The sequence below is a fragment of the Reichenbachiella carrageenanivorans genome, assembly GCF_025639805.1.
GTDB lineage: Bacteria > Bacteroidota > Bacteroidia > Cytophagales > Cyclobacteriaceae > Reichenbachiella > Reichenbachiella carrageenanivorans.
The window spans coordinates 949618-971325 of record NZ_CP106735.1; the positions used below are offsets into that span (position 1 = coordinate 949618).

A 21708-nucleotide genomic window follows, 5' to 3' on the forward strand; every position below is an offset into this window, starting at 1 on the left:
AAAGAAGCAAATATTATGCACGGTAGCAAATTAAATCAAGAAGCCACAATCACCTACAGCCAGTCTTATTCAGCCAAAATTATCTCAGCATTTTTTAGCCAAAACGACGGAATTACAGGTCAGCAAATTATCTCTCTCTCCCCTGTAAAGCAGGTCAACTTCTTTGTATTGAAAGAATTGTTTGATGAGTGGCAGGGCGAAATACAGAAGTTCAAAAGTCCCTATTTTGATTATGAAAATGACGATGTAAATCAAGCGCTCAAAACCTTGATCAACACCTTGTCCAAAAATATTCTGATTACTAAAGAAGACTTTCAACCTTTGCTAGAAAAAGCCGTGACCAATACCTTGCAATTGCTTTATGACCCAGCAGGGTATTACACTCAAGTATTAATGGACTCTGATGCATTGGACAAAGCACAGGAGCTCAAATCCAACAGCAAATATATCAAACTCCACAAGGCCTTGTTTGACGATTTGCTGATCAAACTTGGAAAAAACACAGGCACCAAACAAACCATCGAGGCAGCCGCATCGGACTACACGGGATACGAAACGGAGCTTGCCGAAAACGTGGCACTATTCGAGCGAACACTTGCTCTAGAGATATTAGAGAAACAAGTAGCTGTAGATGAGCTGCCCATGCCAGAACCTCTCGATGAACTCGAAGAAGTACTTAGCATGGACGAACCAAAAGTTGCTACTCCTCCCGCAGATACTTCCTCCTCAAAAGAAATCAACGATGAGTTCGAACCCATCGCAGACTTACAAGAAGAAGAGGTCGATGAGGAAGAAGATGGCCTGTCGACAAACGTAAATGAACAGTACAAGGAAGACATCCGAACGCTAAACCAGAGATACGAAGAAAAAGAAAAGGAGAAAACGGTAGCCGCAGTACTAGAAACCCAATCGCTCTCTAATCTCAAAAACAACATCAACATTAATCAACGATATATGTTTGTAAATGATCTTTTTGATGGTGATGATCAGGACTATGAAATAGCTATGGATGAGGTGGAACACTGTGATTCTTTCGATTCTTCGGTAGAACTTCTCGTGCAAAACTATGCCAAAAAACACGATTGGGATATGAATTCCGACGAAGTAAAGGAGCTTCTCAAAGTAATTTTCAAACGATTCCGATAGTCTGAAATTTTCCAAAAAAATACGGCTGCTACTATCGCATAAGTATCTGCATGCGGTGAGAGTCCAATTTGATCAGGATGAACAGTAAAATTGTGAAAGACCACAAAGATGATCCTCCATAGCTAAAAAATGGTAGTGGTATTCCTATCACAGGAAAGAAACCAATCGTCATCGCGATATTCACTGCAAAGTGAAAAAAGAATACACTCAAAACACCATAGGCATAAATTCGTGCAAACTTAGATTTTTGCCTTTCGGCAATAATTGAGATTCTAATCAAAAGTGTCACAAATAATGCAATCAACACCAAACTGCCAAACCAGCCCTGCTCCTCTCCAATCGTACAAAAGATAAAATCCGTGCTCTGCTCAGGCACAAAATCAAACTTGGTCTGCGTGCCTTGCAAAAAACCTTTGCCAAAGAAACCTCCCGAACCAATTGCGATCTTAGACTGCGTTACATTCCATCCAGCACCGAGCGGATCAGCATCAGGGTTTACCAATGAGATCAATCTACTGCGCTGGTGAGGCTTAAGCACACTGGTCATCAAAAAGTCCACACTGACCACCGTAGCAAACACCATGGCACCGAGTACCACTGTAGCCAATATTCGCTTGGGCTGCTTAAAAGATACGCCAATCATAATTACACAAATCACAGTAGTAGCGATAAATAAGACCGTTTTGCTGACAAGCAGCGTCAGTATAAACAAGAGCACAAACGCGAACCCAAGTATGAAATAAATAGGGGACATACCCTCTCTAAACAATACAATGAGAAATGATCCAAATACCATAGCCGACCCTGCGTCTCCCTGTAAAAGAATAAGTAACATAGGCCCTCCTAATATCGCCAAGGCGATTAGCTGCGTTTTAGGGTTTTCAAATTTCACATGTACATCGCCCAAGTATTTGGCTAATGCCAATGCTGTGGCAAATTTGGCAAACTCTGCAGGCTGTAATCTGAAACTACCAATCTGAAACCATGATTTTGACCCCGCCACCACAGTACCCGTAGTAAGCACGGCTATGAGCAAAAGGATCACTGCTCCATAAATGAAATAGGCCGAATAGTCGTAGAATTTGAAATCTAAACTCATCACCCCAATGATCATGACCATGGCTGTTCCTATCCAAACCAATTGTTTGCCTGGATTGTAAGCCAATGAAAAAAGGCTGGCAGCATTTTCTTCATCGAAAATAGCGGCATATATACTAGACCAGCCCAGCAAAACCATCGCCAGGTATAAACTAATCGTGACCCAATCCACTCGATCTAATATACTCTCTCCTCTCATTCTTATTCGGTTTCCGTTTCGAGTATCTGATTATCCGTACCCACTGAATCGACCAAAGCAGGTGCAGGGACGTCTACTGCTTTCCTCTTATGATCACGAAAGTCTCCTGCCAAAACATAGTCTTCCAGCCATTGTCGAGTTTGTTTTCCTTTTAAGTAAGTTTCGATAAGCAAACTAGCTGTAGAAGCTGCTGCTCTACCTCCCCACCCTGCATTTTCTACAAATACTGAGATGGCAATTTTAGGATCATCCTTCGGCGCAAATGCCATAAAAACAGAATGATCTTCTCCATGAGGGTTCTCTACTGTACCTGTTTTTCCACAAATTTCTATATCAGAAATAATCGCTCTGGATGCCGTGCCTCCTAGTGCGTCTGCCATCCCTTGAATGATCACAGGAAAATGCTCCGCACTGATGCCCGTCTCGATTCTCTCCCTGTACTCTGGCAGAAGGTAATTAGATTCTCCAATAGCCTTGACCATATGTGGTCGATAATAGTACCCTCGATTGGCCATGATAGCTGCTAGATTAGTCATCTGAATGGGGTTCATCAAAATCTCTCCCTGTCCAATACTCAACGAAGCCAAATTAGACACTTTCCAGCGGCCCGTGCCATAGGCACGATTGTAATAACCAGGGTCAGGCATAAAACCAGACTTCTCGTTAGGGATGTCTACACCCAAGGTCTGACCTAAGCCAAAACGACCCACCTGTTCTCTCCAATTAGCCAAGCCTAAAGGAGCCTGCTCAAATTGGCTCAACTCTGGGTACTGATTGATTATCATTCTAAATATTTTAACGAAATAATTGTTGGAAGATAGCATAATGCCCCTTCGCATATCATAAAATCCTGGGGGCGCATGATCTCCAATCAACGAACCATCACAATACACTTGATCATAGGCTCCTACCACTCCTTCCTCTAAAGCAATCAGTCCTTGTACAATTTTGAATATCGAGCCTGGAGGATACATCGCCATAAGTGGACGATTGAATAGTGGCTTTAAACTATCAGTAGATAGTTTTTTAAAGTTTTCACTGAATTTTCGCCCAGCAAGGTCAGCAGGATTGTAGGTAGGCGCAGACACAAAGGCCAATATCTCTCCTGTAGAAGGCTCTATAGCCACCACACTACCTATCTTTCCTTTCATTAATTTTTCGGCATAGGTCTGTAGGTCTATATCTATACTCAAGGTCAGGTTTTCTCCTGGCACAGCTAGTGTATCTAGCTCCCCGTCCTTAAATGAGCCCTTTTCCACACGACGCACATTTACCATCTTGTATTTGACGCCACGCTTACCTCTAAGAAACCTTTCGTAAGAAGACTCCAGCCCATTGATCCCCATATAGTCACCACTTTTGTAATAATTGGTCGTGTCGCGGTCTAGCTGGTGCTTGCTCACTTCACCTATATAGCCAAAAGCATTGGCTAGGCTTGGGTACTGATATCCGCGGATGGTTCTGGCTTTGGGGTAGATACCGTCGTACTCAACCAACTGATCTTGCACCTGTGCAAAAACCTGATTGGGCAGCTGCTTCACTATCGTAGTAGGCTGAATTGAAGAATATCTTCTAGCTTTATTCAGGTTAGTGACCAGTTCTTCATACGTCACGCCGAGCATGTTGCTTAGCACCATGGTATCCTTGATGTACAATTCTTTGGGTACAGCATCTAGATCATAAATCGGCTCATTATATACGAGCAGCTTCCCATTTCTATCAAAGATCAATCCCCGATAGGGATACTCTGTTACTGTTTGAATAATGTTGCTTTCGGCGGCAGCTTTGTAGTTGTCGTCCAATACCTGAATTGAAAATAGTTTAATCAAGAAGATGACCGCCACCAAAACGATCGCTATCCTGATTATATATTTTCTGTCTTCATTCATTTATTAAAAAATATTCCTGTCTGTAGGAGTTGGCTATTCTCCCTATGTTCAAAACACATCAACCATTGGCATGAGCCTATTTCATCTTCTTATAAAATAAATACTGAATAATCAACACAACAATAAGTGTGAAAATAGAGCTATAGAAAGCTTTGGTCAGGGTTTGCCAAAAAAGGTTGAATCCTGCAGCTTCTACAAAAAATAAAAGCAAGGCATGTATTAGAATCAATGGGTATGCATAAGTCAGAAACCACACCAATCCCTGTGTTCTTACGTTGATTTTCGGGCCTGAGTCATATCCTCCACTAGGTGTCATGACCTGTGACCAATAGATTCTCACATAGACTAGCAGCACACTGGCTGCTGCATGTATTCCAAGCGTATTGTAAAATGAATCCACTATCATACCCACAGCAAAACCTACTAAGAGCTGTACGACCCCATTGGTATCCATAGGAATCATAAGCAGTACCAATATATAAGCAAAACAGAATGCACTATCGAATAGCACTAGGTTTTTAAACAAAATCACTTGTGTCAAAATGAGCAAAATAGCTCTAATCAATCCTCCGAAAACGTTGAATCTATTCATACTGCTGATCGATTTTCACGTTTAAAGAATCTATCTCTTCCTGTCCCACCAAGTCTAGCATATACACATGATCGATAGTGTAAAAATTGGTTGAAAGCTTAATTTTGGCGCGATAAAAAGTAGCGTCGTCATCTAAATGAACTTCACTCACTATGCCTATCATTTGGTCTTCAGGATAAGTAGAATTATACCCTGATGTACTGACCGAATCCCCCACCATGATAGGAATGTGTCTTGGCAAATATTCTAAATCTGCATACAATGGGTTTTCTCCTTTCCACACGACAGAACACAGCGTACGTGTGGGTCGGTGATGAGCAGAGATCATGGATTTGCCATGCAAAACAGAAATCACCGTTGCATAATTTTTTGATGTATGCATGACCTGACCCACTACCCCATCCGATCCTACTACTCCCATGCCCTTTCTTACCCCTTGTTCAGCTCCTTTGTTGATCGTGAGGTAGTTGTTTCTTAAGAAAAGGGAATTGTCGATGACTTTGGCTTCGATACCCAAGTGACTAGAATCTAACAAAAACTTGGTCATATACATCGAATCCGAGAGCAACAATAAGCGCTGCCTGAGCCGGGCATTTTCTTCTGCTAATTGCTTGTTTTGGTCAGGTAAATGGATAAAATCTCCTACCTGATCTGAGGCTGCATTGATACTCGCAACAAATTGATTGGAAGTTGTATAATATTTGGCCCCTTGATAGCTATTAGATTGGACTATGATCCAAAAACAGATTCCTTCCAGCACGACTAACAGAATGAAAGTCCTATACTTATATAGAAACTGGAAGAGTCTTTCCATTTTAACTTACTGCATTAATACGGCACGGTAACGCTCCAATTCCTTCAATGCTTTTCCTGTACCTCGAACTACCGCCTTCAATGGATCTTCGGCAATGTGAATTGGCAATTTGGTTTTCATCCCCAATCTTTTGTCGAGGCCTCTGAGCAAGGCCCCTCCACCAGTCAAATAAATGCCATTGTCATAAATATCTGCGGACAATTCTGGTGGTGCTATCTCTAGTGCTTTGAGTACCGCTTCTTCAATTTTAGAAACTGATTTATCAATCGCAAAAGCTACTTCTGAATAAGATAATTTGATCACCTTAGGAATACCCGTCATTAAATCTCTACCTCGGATATCGAAATCCTCTGGGCCATCGTCTAGCTCGGTGAGTGCTGAGCCTACTTGAATCTTCACTTTCTCTGCCGTACGCTCTCCGATCAACAAATTGTGCTGTCTTCTCATATAGTCGAGAATATCTTTGTTGAAAGCATCTCCTGCTACTCGAATAGACTGATCACACACGATTCCCGACAAAGCAATGACTGCGATCTCTGTGGTACCACCTCCTATATCGACAATCATGCTACCATCTGGTCGCTCGATATCGATACCGATACCAATCGCTGCTGCGATAGGCTCGTGAATCATAAATACTTCTTTGGCTCCAGCATGCTCTGCTGAATCTCGAACGGCTCTTTTTTCTACTTCTGTGATTCCCGAAGGGATACAAATGATCATTCGATGAGAAGCTGGGAATAGCCTTCTCTTGTCTTTGTCGATCATTTTGATCATGCCTCGAATCATAGATTCGGCAGCTTGAAAATCGGCAATAACACCATCTTTGAGTGGGCGAATAGTTTTGATGCTCTCGTGGGTTTTTTCATGCATTTGCATGGCTTCAGCCCCAATCGCCAACACTTTATTTTTCGCCTTATCTATGGCAATAATAGAAGGTTCGTCTACGACGACCTCACCCTTACTGATGATCAGGGTATTTGCCGTACCCAAATCGATCGCAATATCACTCGAGAAAAAATCAAATATTCCCATAACTCCGTTTACTCAAATATTTTTGGTGATCAAAAGATCACAAATTACTCACAAATAATCAGGTAATCAACTCTAATATCGATTGATATTTCCGAATTGAAAACTTAGTGTTTGAAATGACGAGTCCCTGTCATAACCATTGCCATATCCACCTCATCACAATAATCAATAGACAATTGATCTTTGATTGATCCGCCTGGTTGAATCACTGCAGCAATACCTGCTTTATGAGCAATCTCTACACAATCAGGGAATGGAAAAAAAGCATCTGATGCCATTACTGCACCCTTTAAGTCCATTCCGAAACTGGCTGCTTTTTCGATCGCTTGGTTGAGCGCATCTACTCGGCTGGTTTGTCCCGTGCCACTCGAAAGCATCATGTCATTGTTGCTAAATACGATGGTATTAGACTTGGTATGTTTACATATTTTTGAAGCCAATAGCATCGCTTCGATTTGCGCTGCTGTAGGGGCTTTCTTTGTGACTGTAGTCAGGTCTTCTTTTACATCTGTTTTCAAATCTGCATCTTGCACAATCACACCATTGAGCAAAGATTTGAACTGTACAGGGTTAGGAGCCAAGTCTTTTATTTTCAAGATCACTCGATTCTTTTTAGACTGCAAAAGCTTGAGTGCTTCATCGTCATAACTAGGCGCAATCAGCACCTCGCAAAACAACTTGTTGATCTCTTCGGCTGCTGCCAAATCCACTGGGCTATTCGTAATCAATACACCTCCAAATGCGGATACATTGTCGGAAGACAAGGCTTTCAAATAAGCCTCTTTTACATCTGTACCTTTGGCTACCCCACAGGCATTGGTGTGCTTGATAATGGCAAATGCTATCTCTCCTTCAAACTCTCTAATTAGGGAAACAGCTGCGTCTACGTCTACCAAATTGTTGTAAGACAACTCCTTGCCATTGAGCTGCTCAAATAATTCATTCAAATCGCCATAAAAGCTACCGTTTTGATGAGGGTTTTCACCATATCTGAGTGACTGTGCCTGTCTTACACTTTGTTTGAATGACGGCTCATCCTGCTCTCTATTGAAATAATTAAAAATAGCAGAATCATAATGTGATGAAATGTCAAAAGCCTTGCAGGCAAATGACTTACGTTGCTCTAGTGAGGTCTCACAATCTTGTGAATCTAGCATACCGAGTACTTCTTCGTATTGCTCCATAGAAGATACGATCAGTACGTCATTAAAATTTTTAGCAGCTCCTCTAATGAGTGAAATACCTCCAATGTCTATCTTTTCAATAATGTCTGCTTCGCTCGCACCAGAAGCTACAGTAGCCTCGAATGGGTACAAGTCTACAATCACCAAATCGATATCGGGAATATCGTGAGCCGCCTTTTCTTCTTGGTCGCTCGTATTGTCTCTTCGGTTGAGGATACCACCGAATATTTTTGGATGTAGGGTTTTGACTCGGCCAGAGAAGATCGAAGGATAGGCGGTCAGATCCTCTACAGGCGTGACAGCGATGTCTAAATCTTCAATAAATTTTTGTGTTCCGCCAGTAGAATAGATCGTTACATCGTTGGCGGCTAATACTTTTACAATATTGTCTAAATTGTCTTTATGAAAGACAGAAATAAGTGCTGACTTAATTTTTTTTGATCCCATTTTCCCCTTTTAAAAAATAAGGGGCAAAACTACTTATTTATTTAGCACAAGATGAAAAATACGCTAAAGTTTTGTGCTTATGACTCAAATTTTAGCTAAGTATTCTTCTATAGTGAGGGGGAAATATTCATATTCCAATCGATGTATCTTTTGAGCCACTTGTTCGGCCGTGTCGGCAGAAGACACCTCACATTTTTCTTGACGAAGAATAGTGCCATTATCATAGATCTCATCTACCAAATGAATCGTGATTCCTGATTCGGTTTCTTTATTGGCCACCACTGCTTTGTGCACATTGGAGCCATACATGCCTTTGCCCCCATACTTGGGCAGCAAGGCTGGGTGAATGTTGATGATCCTATCTGGAAAAGCGGAAATCAAAGCCTGAGGTACCAGCCAAAGAAAGCCTGCTAATACAACCAAATCAATTTTTCGGTCTTGCAGCAATGCTATTACATCATTAGAATGATAAAAAGTATCTCTATTGAAAACTTGGGACTCTACCCCTAGTTTTTTGGCGCGGGCTAAAACATAGGCATCTGGCTTGTTTGTCATGATCAGCTCCACACAGACATCCAACCCTTGGTTATGAAAATGATTGGTAATCTGTTCGGCATTGGAGCCACTACCTGAGGCAAATATTGCTAGTCTTTTCATGATGCGCTACAGTTTTAAAATCGCCATACTAAAGATACCTGCAATGATAAGCCATTTGCAATACCTACTGAGGTAGCTAAAATGTTTTTTAGTATCCGCATAGGCGAACCGGTAAAGAAAATGCAGAAAAGGCACAGCTAGTAAACCGAAATAATAAAGAAGGTATTGGTTCTGCACCCTCAGTAAAAAGACCACCAGACTGGAGACAAATGGTATGATAAGAATAAATAAAATCCATTTTGTTCTTCGGATACCTAGCCATACCGGAAGCGTAAGCCCCCCATAGCTAGCATCTCCCTCCACATCCTCTATGTCTTTAATGATTTCCCTAATGAGGGTGATGCCAAAAGCGAATAAGGCATAAACCATAGTAAGTAAATCCACCGAATGGTAATAAACCAATAAGACCAGAAGTGTAGTTGCTGTAAGTGCCGCCACTACAAAATTGCCCACAAAAGGCAATCTCTTGAGTTGATTAGAATACCACCACAATAAAAAAGCACAAACCAAATGGACAAATCCAATCCACAGCGATACCATCGAACCTAATAGAATGCCGATCGCATTGAGCGTGGTGTGTGCAATCATAACTGGTCGCCGCTTAATGGTATGTCCCACAATGACTTTGCTAGGCTTATTGATCAAGTCTATTTTGATGTCGTAATAATCATTGATGTAATAACCAGCAGCCGCTATAATAACAGTGCTCAATACCAATACAAAAAAACGGAAATCGCCCAGCACATACCAAGCTGGCTCATTATGATTTAAAAGAAATATAGACCCTGCATATTGGGTAATGAAAATAATAATAAGATTGTTGAACCGGCTCAGCCTTAGTGCATCTACTAACAACTGAATATGGGACCTACTTTGCATACTTACAAAGTTACAAATCCTGCCACTTTTCTCTAAGGGTTGACGCCGTGAATGGTTGCTCATCCAATGCTGTCACATCCGTTCCAATCTCTACTGAATGTGCCTTCCAGGCATCATGGTACTTGGACAAGGTAATGCTTTGAAGTTTGATCCCACTTGCTATTAAATCATAGGCAATCACCATAAGATCTTCTCTGCTTACCGAATCTCCATAAAAAATGGCATTCGAAGCATATCCATCATAATCAGCTTCCACATGTCGCTCATGTATATAAAAGCCCAAGTTTCTCAACTTGTATACACGATCACCATCTTTATTTTTTTTGTAATATCTAATCACCACATCAGTACGAGCTTGGGTATCTCCCGTTCTTTGCTTTTCATACTGCTGGATTAGTTGCTGGAAGTATGCGGCATCACTTTCTTCTGTAGACTTCTCAGGTGTAAGTTTTATTGCCGCTACGGTATCAACACTGGCTTCACTGACACGAACCAAAGTATCGGGCTTTTCCATTTTAGCTGCTTCTTGTAAAGATTTGGCCTTTTTGACCTTCTGTCTTAATTTTTTATTACTGGCCTCGTCGTATTTTCTGATTTCTTCCTCATGATGCTGCTGCTGGATTTTTTCCGCAACGTGAATAATGAATATGCAAAAAAGTATGGCCAGAACGTAGATTACTGGTTTGTAAGAAGAAATATTCCTCTGTGTCATTTCAATAGGATTTACTCAAATTAACTTTAAAATTAAATTACACATAATTCCCTTCTTTGCTTATATATGTCTTTTGACATGATATTTGTTAAATTTAACACAATGTTTAAGATTTGCAAAATGAGGTCAACTCATAGAATTTTAATACTTTTGGTGCAAATAGCTAATTATTATACTATTTTGAATGTTTAATAGTGAACCCTCGATTAAACCTTAATAAATCGAACATGAAATTAATCTTTACTTTACTTACCATTTTTTCATTTTCATTCTGCGCTGTAGCCCAAGAAATGGGGTCTATGACTGATTCTCGAGATGGAAACGTTTACAAAACCGCTTTGCTTAAAATTGAGCTAGAAGGTGGCATTTTTATCGAAAGAGAATGGATGGCTGAAAATTTGAACTTCGCATCTGAAGGATCTGTTTGTTATAAAAACTATCCTGCTTACTGTGGAAAATTCGGGCGGCTCTACAATTGGGTAGATGCCAAAACCGCTTGTCCAGAAGGATGGCACTTATCTACTGAACTCGAATGGCAAGAGCTGATGCTCAACTATGGTGGCTATAAGACCGCTGCAAAAGAGTTGAAAGAAGGCGGAATCAGCAATTTGAATATATTGATGGGAGGCTTTTCAAATGTGGAAGGACAATTCAGTGATATAGGAAAAACCGCTCACCTATGGGATGCCGAGCTTGGCGATAAAAAAACCGCTGGCCTTATCTCTCTCTATGCTGACTACGACGAAGTAGCACATGATGTGATCAGCGCTCGAAACATGAACAGCTGTCGCTGTGTAAAGGATTACTAATAGTACTCTGGTGCTAAATAATTAGGATATATTTTCATATGGTGATTTTTGACTTTCTCAAAAATCACCTTTCTAAATTCTGCTGCATTGGTTTTTTCAACGGCAGATATAAATATATTCGTCTTATTCTTCGCAGTAGTGTCGATACCAGCCACAAAATCAAACTCTTCGCCTTCATCTGGTGAGGTCAGTTGGTCTATTTTATTATAGACCACAATCATTTCCTTATCCGCAGCACCTAATTCTTCCAAAGTATCGTTAACGACCTGCATTTGTTCCTCAAAAGAGGCGTGGGAGATGTCTACTACATGTAGCAAGACATCCGCTTCACGAACTTCGTCCAGCGTAGATTTGAATGATTCAATCAAATTGTGAGGCAGTTTCCTGATAAAACCAACAGTATCAGAAAGCAAAAACGGGACGGTATTAATGACGACCTTACGAACAGTAGAGTCTACCGTAGCAAATAGTTCGTCTTTGGCATAGATATCGCCCTTAGATAGCAAATTCATAATGGTAGACTTACCTACATTGGTATAACCGACCAGAGCCACTCGCACCACATTGGCCCGAGCTTTCCTTCTAGTTTCCCCTTGTCTATCAATTTTTTCTAATTTCTTTTTCAACACAGAGATTTGATCTCGAATCATTCGTCTGTCCGTTTCGATTTCTTTCTCTCCTGCTCCTCCACGAGTTCCTGTTCCTCCACGTTGCCGCTCAAGGTGAGTCCACATTCTGGTTAGCCTTGGCATCAGGTATTGATACCTAGCAAGTTCCACTTGAGTTTTGGCTTGAGAGGTCTGTGCTCGCTTTAGAAAAATATCAAGTATCAGCAAACTCCTGTCGTAGATTTTGACTTCTAAATCTCGCTCTAAGTTTCGCAACTGAGAAGGTGTAAGGTCATCATCAAAGATGACGACATCAATCTCTTGATCTTTCACATAAGTGATGATCTCCTCCAGTTTGCCCTTTCCCACAAAACTTCTGATATCGGGTTTGTCGAGTTTTTGCACAAAAGACTTTTTGGTTTCAATACCCAAAGTTTCGGCTAGAAATTCCAGCTCATCCAGATACTCTTCGGTCTTCTCGTCCGATTGTCTTTTTGGAGAAACCGCAACGAGTACGGCTTTCTCTATTTCCTTCTTGGTTTCGTAATAATCTCCCATTCCATCAGATTTTTGCAAAATTGTTCAATTATTAGGATATCCATCCAGTAAATCCAAATATTCGTCGATCTAGCATCAAGTATGAACTGAGAGGTAAATATATTTGACCTCTTAAAAAAAACATGACCGAGCAGCTCCGCACTAAATGAAAGTCGCTATTACCCTCAATACTTCTTGGAATATTTACAATTTTCGGCTGGGTTTGATTCGAGCATTACTCGATGCTGGTCACGAGGTAGTCGCTATAGCACCCAAAGACGATTTTTCGGATAAATTAGAGGAAAATGGCTGCACATTCGTGCCTATTCAGATGGAAAATACAGGATCGAATCCATGGCACGATTATCAACTTTATCGACAGTTAAAAAAAGTATATCGTATACATCGCCCTACTATCATATTTCATTTCACTATCAAACCCAATATCTATGGCACGCTTGCCGCACATGTACTTGGCATACCCGTAATCAACAATGTCAGTGGGCTTGGTACCGTTTTCCTTTCTAACGGACTGGCCTCTACCGTAGCCAAAAAACTCTACCGTTGGGCTTTTTCACACGCTCATCTCGTTTTTTTTCAAAACGCAGACGACCGAGAAACTTTTCTTACGGAAATCTCTTTACCACAATTACCCACCGAACTGGTTCCTGGCTCGGGCATCAACCTATCCTCCTTCCAGCCCTATCCTCTACCGGAAGTTTCAGCACCCGTATTTCTCATGGTGGCAAGGCTCATTATCGACAAAGGCGTCAATGAATATATTGAAGCTGCTAAAATGACACTAAAAAAACACCCGCTGGCCAAGTTTCAACTATTAGGCAAGCTAGACCCAGACCATGCCAGAGGCATACCTGCCACGACTATCGAAGAGGCCGTACAAGCTGGTGTCATTGAATACCTAGGAGAAACCGAAGATGTGAAGCTTTTCTTAGAAAAAGCTACTTGTGTTGTACTGCCTTCGTATAGAGAAGGTACGCCACGGACCATGCTAGAAGCCGCCGCGTGTGGCCGCCCTGTAATCACTACAGATGTCCCTGGCTGTAGAGAGGTAGTAATCAATGGACAAACTGGCCTATTATGTGAAGTAAAAAGCGCAGAAGATTTACACAAAAAAATGGAAAAAATTGGAGCAATGAGTCATCATGAACTCGAAATTTGGGGACGCAATGGTCGGCAACTAATAGAGGATAAATTCGATGAACAAATAGTAGTTTGCCAATATTTAAAGCATGCTTCCAATATTATAAATCAATTATCATCTGAATAAATCCGTTCTGTTTTATATTACCGTTTGAATGGAATTGTCCCAAAACAAGTCGTAGTGAAAAGGTTTTACTCTCTTATTTTTCCTGTTATAATTATCGTCTTACTATCTAGCTGCAAGGCTTACAAGCAAGACGTCATGTTCAAATTGAATAATGACTTCACCGAGCAAGATTTGTCTTCTGCGATCAACCATGCCGAAAGAAACTATGTGATCCAAGTGAACGACTTGCTTTCCCTCGATGTTTTCACCAATGATGGCGAAAGAATTGTAGATCCTAACAACGAATTGCAAGAAGGAATGCAAAGAATGCAAGGCAAACCTACCTTTCAATATTTAGTAAAAACCGACGGTACAGTAAAATTTCCCATCGTAGGTCAGGTCAAAATAGACAGCCTCACGCTCGACCAAGCGGAGTCTATACTTCAGAAGAAGTATGATGATTTTTACAAACAGTCCTTTGTAAAATTACAATTTGCCAACAAGCGCGTGGTCGTCCTAGGTGCCACTGTAGCTGGCGGACAAATCATTCCTCTGACAAATGAAAATGTGTCGTTAGTAGAAGTACTCGCTATGGCTGGTGGTTTAGATATAAACTCCAAAGCCCAAAACATCAAAGTAATCCGAGGCAACTTATCTGACCCAGAAGTGTATCAGATCAATCTATCCACTGTCTCAGGCATGAAACAATCCATGCTAGACATAGAGCCAGGAGACATCATATATATAGAACCCTGGAAACGACCATTCTTTGATGCGACCAAAGACATTACTCCTATCCTAAGTTTACTTAGCAGCACACTTGCGCTAGTTTTAGTACTGCAAAATTTATAATCCTTGAATCCAAGAAACGTACACATACCTCAAGATTCTCAAGGTCATCAAATGAATGACTCAGACAGTGCATTTGAAAGTTTAGATTTTGAAAAAATCAGACAAGTATTTGTCTCTAGCTGGCCATGGGTATTGGCGATCATGCTTATCGTCATGTCATTGGTGTTTTTGTATCTCCGCTATACCAAACCAATATATAGTGCTGAGTCTACACTCAAGCTTGACATTAAAAATGACGCTAATCTACTGGGGCTACAAAATCCACTTGAACAAGACATCAAAGGCCTTGCAGGTGAAATAGAAATACTAAGGTCTCGATTATTTTTCAGTCAGGTAGCTGATGTCATCAATATGGACATTTCATACTTTCACCCTGGAAGAAGCCACTTAGTAGACGAACGCTATGGAAACTCCCCTTTTGAAGTGACTTATGAACTCCAAAACCAAAGCCTGCTAGACAAAGCTTTTAATATTGAGATTCTAAATGACAATGAGTTTTATCTCTCCTGTACTTATTTGGGTGGTCGTATTGGAGGAAAGCACCAATTTGGCACATCTATCACAAGTACTGGATTTACTTTCATCATCAATAAAACCAGCTACTTCGATGATCAAAAAGACTTGATAGATTTCTACTTTGTGATCAACAGCAAGTCCGCGGTGATCGACTTCCTAGAATCCCACGTCACAGTAGAGCCAGTAAATTTTAATGCCAATACCATTAAAATATCCCTCTCAGACTTCAATCAGGTGAAAGCTCGAAATTTGCTCCAAGCTATAGATACCATTTATTTGGCTTTTAGTAAAAATGCTAAAAATCAAGCCGTAGAACAGAAAATCAAATTTCTGGAAACTCAGATGGCGAAAACCTCAAAAGAACTCGTAGAATACGAAGATTATTTTGAAAAATTCACCATTAAAAACAGAACCACAGACCTATCTAGCGACCTCACAAAAACAATAGCGCTTCTGAATGCACTAGATTCTCAACGTTACAAAATGAGAGATCACCTAGTAGAAGTAGACTTGGTCAACGAAAATTTTAGAAATGACGATCCAGTCAGTGTTTTTAAAATGCCAGAATCAATCGCTTCTATGGTCAATGATTATAATCTACTAGTGAACGAACGTGACCTCAAGCTCAATTCATACAATGAAAACACACAAGTCATTAAAAGACTGGATCAACAAATTGAAATCGCCAAGCGCTCAGCAAGCTCAAGGCTGCTCTCCTACAAAACCAACTTGATTCAAGATCTCGAAGAGGTCAATAAAAAAAGAGCACTCCTAGAAGAAAATTTTATTGAACTGCCATCTATGGGCACCTCCTACAATAAAAACAGACGACTCTATACACTACAAGAAGAATTTTACTTCTCTCTGATCCAAAGCAAAATAGAACTTGAAATCGCACGAGCTGGAACGGTGACCAACTTTGTGATTTTATCTCCAGCTGCAGTAGCTAGCACACCCATTCACCCAAAAAAATTAATGATCTATGCCTTAGGGCTAGTAGTAGGGCTCTTGCTGAGCGCCTTCTTTTTGGCCATTCAATTCCTTCTCCACGACAAAATAACAAGTCAGAAAGAACTTGAGAAAATTCTACACGCACCAATTCTCGGGCTCATCCCTAACTACAAACAAGAAAAGCTAGACCACTCGAAACTGATCGTAACGAACAACCCAAAATCAGCAATCAGCGAATCCCTACGCTCTATCCGAACCAACATGGAATTTATGGCCACCAATGGTCAAAATCAACTGATCTCCGTAACGTCTACAGTGAGTGGTGAAGGCAAGACATTCATTGCGGTAAACCTCGGCGGGGTGTTTGCCTATGCTGGCCAAAAAGTCGTAATTGTAGATTTAGATATGAGAAAACCCAAGGTGCATCTTGCTTTCGAGTCTAATGATTTGCAAAAAGGAATGAGTACCATACTCATTGGAAAAAATAAAATTGAAGAGTGTATTAAAGAATCAGAACTCGAAAATCTTCACTTTATTTCGGCTGGCCCTATGCCACCAAACCCGTCTGAACTTTTGCTAAGCCCGAAGTTTGATGAGTTTTTGGAAAATCTGAAAAAAACATATGATGTGATCTTCTTAGACTCACCGCCTGTGGGGCTAGTCACTGATGGTATACTGGTAATGAAAAAAGCAGACTTGCCTATCTATGTGGTTCGTGCGGATTATTCCAAACGATCTTATTTGAAATCCGTTCATAATTTGATTTCAAACAACAAGTTTGATCACCTATCTGTCATACTAAATGGTGTAAACACCAGCAAAGGCTCTTACGGCTACGGGTATGGATATGGCTACTATGAAGAATAATACACCCCTCATCTAAAAATTTACTGTTTTGTTTCATTGGCTAAAACCGAAATCTAATTTTCTGGACGTCGACCTTCACTCTCACCTGATACCTGGAATAGACGATGGTGTGAAAAGTTGGGACGAGGCGCTGAACATACTAACTACCCTACACCAAATAGGGTATAAAAAAATAATTACAACACCTCACATCATACACGATTATTACCCCAATACACCTGAAATCATTCGCGAAGGTGTAACCAAACTCAACAAACTCGTCTCAGAAAAAGGCCTCGATCTCACAGTTGAACCAGGGGCGGAATACTTCATAGATGAGCACTTTATCGAAGCCATTGACAAAGGGAAAGAACTACTAACCTTCGGAGGTGGTCATATTCTGATCGAGACGCCATTTATGAACAAACCCGTATTTATCGACGATGTGGTTTTCAAACTGAAGGCTAAAGGGCTAAAGCCTATATTGGCTCACCCTGAGCGATACACATACTTACAGCAAGACCACAACCTCGCCAAAGTATGGGCTGACAGCGGACTGTTGATGCAAATCAACATAAGTGCACTATCGGGCTATTACTCCAAAGAAGCACAGAAGCTAGCCAAAGTACTGATCGAAGCAGGTCAAGTTCATTTTTTGGCATCCGACATACACAACCTCAAGCACTTGGCACAGCTACAAAAAACCATTAAAACCAAATTATTCCAAAGGTGCAGGCAACTGCCACTACTCAATTCCTCATTATAAGTCAGGTGGTCAAAGCGAAGCGTAGATAATTGAAGCTCAACGGCTTTAATTTGAAAATTAATCTATCTTTGCCAGTCCAAAATTTAGAATGCTAATGCTGCTCGACAGATACATGATGAAGAAAATTATTTTTGCCCTTTTTGCTTGTCTACTCCTGACCGCTGGTCACTTTGCAAAAGCACAATTAACGGAAGAAGTAAAGAAAAAAACGCCTGAATTGCCTGGTCAAATCATGGTAGATTTTGGATTCAATTCTTCGTCTAACAATCCCTCTAGCATGCCCTACCATTGGTGGAGGTCTAAATCACTAGGGCTGTACTTTGTCAAGTCATTCGAATTCTCTAAAAAATTAGAATTGCGCCCAGGAATAGGGGTCAGCCTGGAAAAATTCGGTCATGCCGAAAACATGGACGTATTCTCTTACGGCGAAGATTCTAATGGCGCTGACACACTAGGGTTTTCTACTGTATTGGGTGGAGGATTAAAGAAAAATCAACTGGCTGTCAATTATATTGAAATGCCTATTGAAGTTCGGTTCAACCTCAACGGAAACGAGAAAAAAGACGGTATATTTTTAGCCATAGGAGGCTCGGCAGCTTATAGATTCGAATCCCATACCAAAATCAAATACACGGACGAGTTTGGCAACAAAATGAAAGACAAGCAGAAAAACAACTTTGGATTGAATAATATCAGACTCGGTGCTTATGGCCGACTAGGCTACAGAAGCTTTAGTGTTTTTTATAAAACATATTTCACGAATGTTTTTTCAAGCGACGGCCCTATTGGATCTGAAAACATGCTCTATTCCACTATTGGCATCTCACTAACGGGCCTCTAAGCAAACCCGTACAACGTACCAAAACAAATCGTCAAGCCGATCAGCATACCGACTAATACTTCTTTAGGCGTATGCGCATTGAGTTTTAGTCTGGCGCTCATGACCAAACCTGCTACAACTAGCAGCACAAGCAATGGGTACAGTACCGCACTATCGGGAAACCGCATACCAAAGGCGAGAAAAAAACCCACCACTCCACTAATGCCAGCCGAATGAATGCTCACCTTATACCACACGGTAATGAGCGTAAGTACAGACACAAGTAACGTCGTAGCGATCAGCAATAGCGCAAAGACTTCGTTGACCTGAATTTTGAAAACAAATAGATAGGTTGTCAGCCCATAAAAAACCGTGACAAACGAAAATGGCATCACGCGCTCTTCTTGCTTGTCCAGCTTAAAATTGGTGACAGAACCTGAAAATTTGAGCATCGCCACACTCAGAATAGGGATGATAAAAGTGGTAATAAAAAGAAAAGGTAATGTCACTAAAGTAAGCGGCTTGATCAACTCAGGTAGCTGCCAGTAAATAATCAAAAAAGTCATCGACGGCATCAGCAGCGGATGAAAAAGGTAGGAAATAATAGAACTCGTCTTTTCTCTCACTACAACTCTTTTCTCAATCGGGCCACAGGCAGATTGAGCTGCTCTCTGTATTTAGCCACGGTTCTGCGGGCGATGTTGTAGCCATCAGCCTTCAATAGTTTCTCTAGCTTGTCGTCCGACAACGGTTTGGACTTGTCCTCCGCTTCGATATGATTTTTCAGCTTTTGCTTTACCTCTCGGCTACTCACATCCTCTCCAGAATCTGTCGCAATCCCTTCAGAAAAGAAATATTTCAATGGATATATACCAAATTCCGTCTGGATCGATTTGCTATTGGCCACACGCGAAACGGTGGAAATATCCATACTGATAATTTCAGCAATGTCTTTCAATATCATCGGCCTGAGCTTGCTTTCATCTCCATCCAAAAAGAAATCATACTGATACTTGATGATGGCATTCATGGTATTGAGTAGTGTATTCTGTCGCTGACGAATAGCATCGATAAACCACTTAGCCGAGTCCAGTTTTTGTTTCACAAAGGAAACTGTCTCCTTCAATTTCTTGTCTTTCTTGTCGCTTTTGTGATAGCTCTGAAACATATCCGCATAAGATCGACTGATCCTCAACTCAGGTGCATTTCTAGCATTCAGAGTCAAGTCCAACTTGCCATCTGTATTCGTCAAAATAAAATCAGGCATCAGGTACTGGGTTTTCACCAGTCCATCGGTGACTCCTCCTGGCTTGGGGTTGAGTTTGGTAATCAGCTGTACCGCACATTTGAGCTGGTCATCATCGACTCCTAGTTTTTTCAGAATCTTATCGTAATGTTTTTTAGTAAATTCTTCGAAACAGCTCGACACTATTTTTTGTGCCAACACACTCTCTTCCGAATGATCGTCTCGTTTTTCGAGTTGAATGAGTAAGCATTCTTTTAGATTTCTAGCAGCTATGCCTGGAGGGTCAAAAGTCTGAATTCTATACAAGATCTCTTCGAGCTCCTCTTCTGTAGTTTCTACATTTTGAGAAAATGCCAAATCATTCATGATGGCTTCCAAATCTCTACGGATATAACCATCTGCTTCTATACTTCCGATCAGTTGTATCCCGATCTGTGTTTGTCTTTCGTCTAGCTTTTCAAATCCCAATTGCATGATCAATTGCTCCTGAAGAGAAGATCCTGATGAGATAGGCATCTCCCGTTCTTCTTCTTGCCCATTGCCATCGCCTTGCATTTTATACCCAGCATAATCGTCTTCGTTGAGATAATCGTCTATGTCGAGCTCTTCACTGGCTTCTTCTACCTCTTCGGTCTGTTCATCGACCTGCTCTTCCTTGCCCTCTTCCAGCGCAGGATTGATCTCCATTTCCTCCTTGATCCTGGCTTCCAGCTCTACCGTGGGCACCTGAAGCAGCTTAATAAACTGAATCTGCTGTGGAGACAGCTTCTGGCCTAATGTCTGGATTAAACTAAGATTTTGCATTGGCTATGATTTTACACTAGATGTATACGTTCAAATTTATTCTTTTTACCAAAAAGAAACGCTTTCTTATTATTAATTTGATCAACGGAATTTTCTCATTCTATGGTTTGTTCAGCCTATATCATCTAAATTATTCCTATGAAAAATCTCATTGTTGCACTGATAGCCTTCAGCCCCCTACTCTTGCAGGCTCAGCCTACGCATAAGGACTTTGACTCCTTGCTCAAAAAATATGTAGACGCACAGGGCGGAGTGAACTACAAAGCCTTCAAAGCCGACGAAGTAGCGCTCAACGACTATTTGGTATCCATGATGATAGAACCACCAACCAGCGACTGGAACAATGACGAAAAACTGACATATTGGATCAATGTGTATAATGCACTGACTATACAACTGATTTTAAAATATTATCCCATCAAAAGTATCAAGGATATTGGTTCGGCCATTCAAATCCCTTATATAAATACTCCTTGGGACATCGAATGTTTTGAAATAGAAGATGGGAAAGAGCTGTCGCTTAATGATATAGAACATGGCATCATCCGAAAACATTTTGAAGAGCCTAGAATTCACTTTGCTCTGGTTTGCGCCGCTAAATCTTGTCCCAAATTACTAAATGAAGCTTATGACGCCACTAAACTAGATGCGCAACTCACAGCTCAAACCAAAGCCTTTTTAGCCAATCTCAATAAAAATAAAATAAGTAATGATCGTCTAGAACTCTCCAAGCTATTTAGCTGGTATGGAGGCGACTTTCGCAAAAACGGCACATTGGTAGATTTCCTCAATCAATATTCTTCAACTAAGATCAACCAAAAGACCAAAACTTCTTTCATGGATTATGACTGGGGGTTGAATGAACAAAAGTAAGAAATAGGCAAACCATGGTTTGGTTTGTCTTGATCATCTCCATTTCTTACCCATTAAAGTATTGTTTCCCTAGATTTAGATGACATTTCAATATTCTCAATGATAAAATTTCGCCTACTTTTTGTTTTCATCCTTATAGCGTCCCGCCTTATTTGCCTTGG

Annotated in this window: 20 protein-coding genes; 8 read left to right on the forward strand and 12 right to left on the reverse strand. The window is 40.8% G+C overall.

The annotated features are described in order from the left end of the window. Nucleotides 1-15: 15 nt before the first annotated feature. Nucleotides 16-1146, forward strand: a complete 1131-nt coding sequence (locus tag N7E81_RS03735; protein ID WP_263051939.1) for a hypothetical protein — start codon at nt 16-18, stop codon at nt 1144-1146. 31 nt (nt 1147-1177) lie between these two features. On the opposite strand, the gene rodA is transcribed toward N7E81_RS03735, so the two are convergent. From rodA to N7E81_RS03780, 9 genes are all read right to left on the reverse strand, one after another. After that, nucleotides 1178-2443 (reverse strand): rod shape-determining protein RodA, encoded by a 1266-nt coding sequence (gene rodA, locus N7E81_RS03740; RefSeq protein ID WP_263051940.1) that lies wholly within the window; start codon nt 2441-2443, stop codon nt 1178-1180. A 2-nt stretch (nt 2444-2445) separates the two neighbouring features. Continuing rightward, complete coding sequence (locus N7E81_RS03745) at nt 2446-4332, reverse strand: peptidoglycan D,D-transpeptidase FtsI family protein (protein WP_263051941.1); 1887 nt, start codon at nt 4330-4332, stop codon at nt 2446-2448. Nucleotides 4333-4408: 76 nt separating this feature from the next. Beyond that, nucleotides 4409-4924, reverse strand: a complete 516-nt coding sequence (locus N7E81_RS03750; protein WP_263051942.1) for a Rod shape-determining protein MreD — start codon at nt 4922-4924, stop codon at nt 4409-4411. Continuing rightward, entirely contained in the window at nt 4917-5738 is an 822-nt protein-coding gene (gene mreC / locus N7E81_RS03755; protein ID WP_263051943.1) for a rod shape-determining protein MreC, read from the reverse strand. Before mreC ends, N7E81_RS03750 begins: the two co-directional genes overlap by 8 nt. A gap of 6 nt (nt 5739-5744) precedes the next feature. Next, nucleotides 5745-6773 (reverse strand): rod shape-determining protein, encoded by a 1029-nt coding sequence (locus N7E81_RS03760; RefSeq protein WP_263051944.1) that lies wholly within the window; start codon nt 6771-6773, stop codon nt 5745-5747. Nucleotides 6774-6877: 104 nt separating this feature from the next. Beyond that, complete coding sequence (purH, locus tag N7E81_RS03765; RefSeq protein WP_263051945.1) at nt 6878-8404, reverse strand: bifunctional phosphoribosylaminoimidazolecarboxamide formyltransferase/IMP cyclohydrolase; 1527 nt, start codon at nt 8402-8404, stop codon at nt 6878-6880. Between the two features lie 84 nt (nt 8405-8488). Further along, complete coding sequence (gene purN / locus N7E81_RS03770) at nt 8489-9061, reverse strand: phosphoribosylglycinamide formyltransferase (RefSeq protein ID WP_263051946.1); 573 nt, start codon at nt 9059-9061, stop codon at nt 8489-8491. Between the two features lie 6 nt (nt 9062-9067). Further along, nucleotides 9068-9940: a geranylgeranylglycerol-phosphate geranylgeranyltransferase gene (locus N7E81_RS03775; RefSeq protein ID WP_263051947.1), complete on the reverse strand. Its 873-nt coding sequence runs from the start codon at nt 9938-9940 to the stop codon at nt 9068-9070. 10 nt (nt 9941-9950) lie between these two features. Next, entirely contained in the window at nt 9951-10652 is a 702-nt protein-coding gene (locus N7E81_RS03780; protein WP_263051948.1) for a hypothetical protein, read from the reverse strand. A gap of 227 nt (nt 10653-10879) precedes the next feature. Between N7E81_RS03780 and N7E81_RS03785 the strand changes: the two genes are divergently transcribed. Then, the gene (locus tag N7E81_RS03785) at nt 10880-11461 is read left to right on the forward strand and encodes an FISUMP domain-containing protein (RefSeq protein ID WP_263051949.1); all 582 of its coding nucleotides are present in this window, start codon (nt 10880-10882) and stop codon (nt 11459-11461) included. Here N7E81_RS03785 and hflX read toward each other — a convergent pair. Next, nucleotides 11458-12627 carry a GTPase HflX gene (gene hflX / locus N7E81_RS03790; RefSeq protein ID WP_263051950.1) on the reverse strand — a complete coding sequence of 390 codons (1170 nt, stop codon included), beginning with the start codon at nt 12625-12627 and terminating at the stop codon, nt 11458-11460. The two genes, N7E81_RS03785 and hflX, sit on opposite strands and share 4 nt — an antisense overlap. Nucleotides 12628-12772: 145 nt before the next feature. On the opposite strand from hflX, the gene N7E81_RS03795 reads away from it, so the two are divergent. The 5 genes from N7E81_RS03795 (at nt 12773) to N7E81_RS03815 (ending at nt 18645) form a co-directional block, all read left to right on the forward strand. Next, nucleotides 12773-13894 (forward strand): glycosyltransferase family 4 protein, encoded by a 1122-nt coding sequence (locus tag N7E81_RS03795; RefSeq protein WP_263051951.1) that lies wholly within the window; start codon nt 12773-12775, stop codon nt 13892-13894. A 135-nt stretch (nt 13895-14029) separates the two neighbouring features. Next, nucleotides 14030-14725 carry a polysaccharide biosynthesis/export family protein gene (locus N7E81_RS03800; RefSeq protein WP_263051952.1) on the forward strand — a complete coding sequence of 232 codons (696 nt, stop codon included), beginning with the start codon at nt 14030-14032 and terminating at the stop codon, nt 14723-14725. A 3-nt stretch (nt 14726-14728) separates the two neighbouring features. Then, a complete protein-coding gene (locus tag N7E81_RS03805; protein ID WP_263051953.1) occupies nt 14729-17059 on the forward strand; it encodes a polysaccharide biosynthesis tyrosine autokinase in 2331 nt (776 codons plus the stop codon). Nucleotides 17060-17087: 28 nt separating this feature from the next. Continuing rightward, the gene (locus N7E81_RS03810) at nt 17088-17804 is read left to right on the forward strand and encodes a tyrosine-protein phosphatase (RefSeq protein ID WP_263051954.1); all 717 of its coding nucleotides are present in this window, start codon (nt 17088-17090) and stop codon (nt 17802-17804) included. A 112-nt stretch (nt 17805-17916) separates the two neighbouring features. After that, nucleotides 17917-18645 carry a PorT family protein gene (locus N7E81_RS03815; protein WP_263051955.1) on the forward strand — a complete coding sequence of 243 codons (729 nt, stop codon included), beginning with the start codon at nt 17917-17919 and terminating at the stop codon, nt 18643-18645. Here N7E81_RS03815 and N7E81_RS03820 read toward each other — a convergent pair. Together N7E81_RS03820 and rpoN are read right to left on the reverse strand one after the other, a co-directional pair. Beyond that, a complete protein-coding gene (locus N7E81_RS03820) occupies nt 18642-19250 on the reverse strand; it encodes a phosphatase PAP2 family protein (protein ID WP_263051956.1) in 609 nt (202 codons plus the stop codon). The two genes, N7E81_RS03815 and N7E81_RS03820, sit on opposite strands and share 4 nt — an antisense overlap. Continuing rightward, a complete protein-coding gene (rpoN, locus tag N7E81_RS03825; protein ID WP_263051957.1) occupies nt 19250-20674 on the reverse strand; it encodes an RNA polymerase factor sigma-54 in 1425 nt (474 codons plus the stop codon). The genes N7E81_RS03820 and rpoN overlap by 1 nt, the downstream gene beginning before the upstream one ends. A 138-nt stretch (nt 20675-20812) precedes the next feature. On the opposite strand from rpoN, the gene N7E81_RS03830 reads away from it, so the two are divergent. Further along, a complete protein-coding gene (locus N7E81_RS03830) occupies nt 20813-21547 on the forward strand; it encodes a DUF547 domain-containing protein (RefSeq protein WP_263051958.1) in 735 nt (244 codons plus the stop codon). Nucleotides 21548-21708 lie beyond the last annotated feature (161 nt).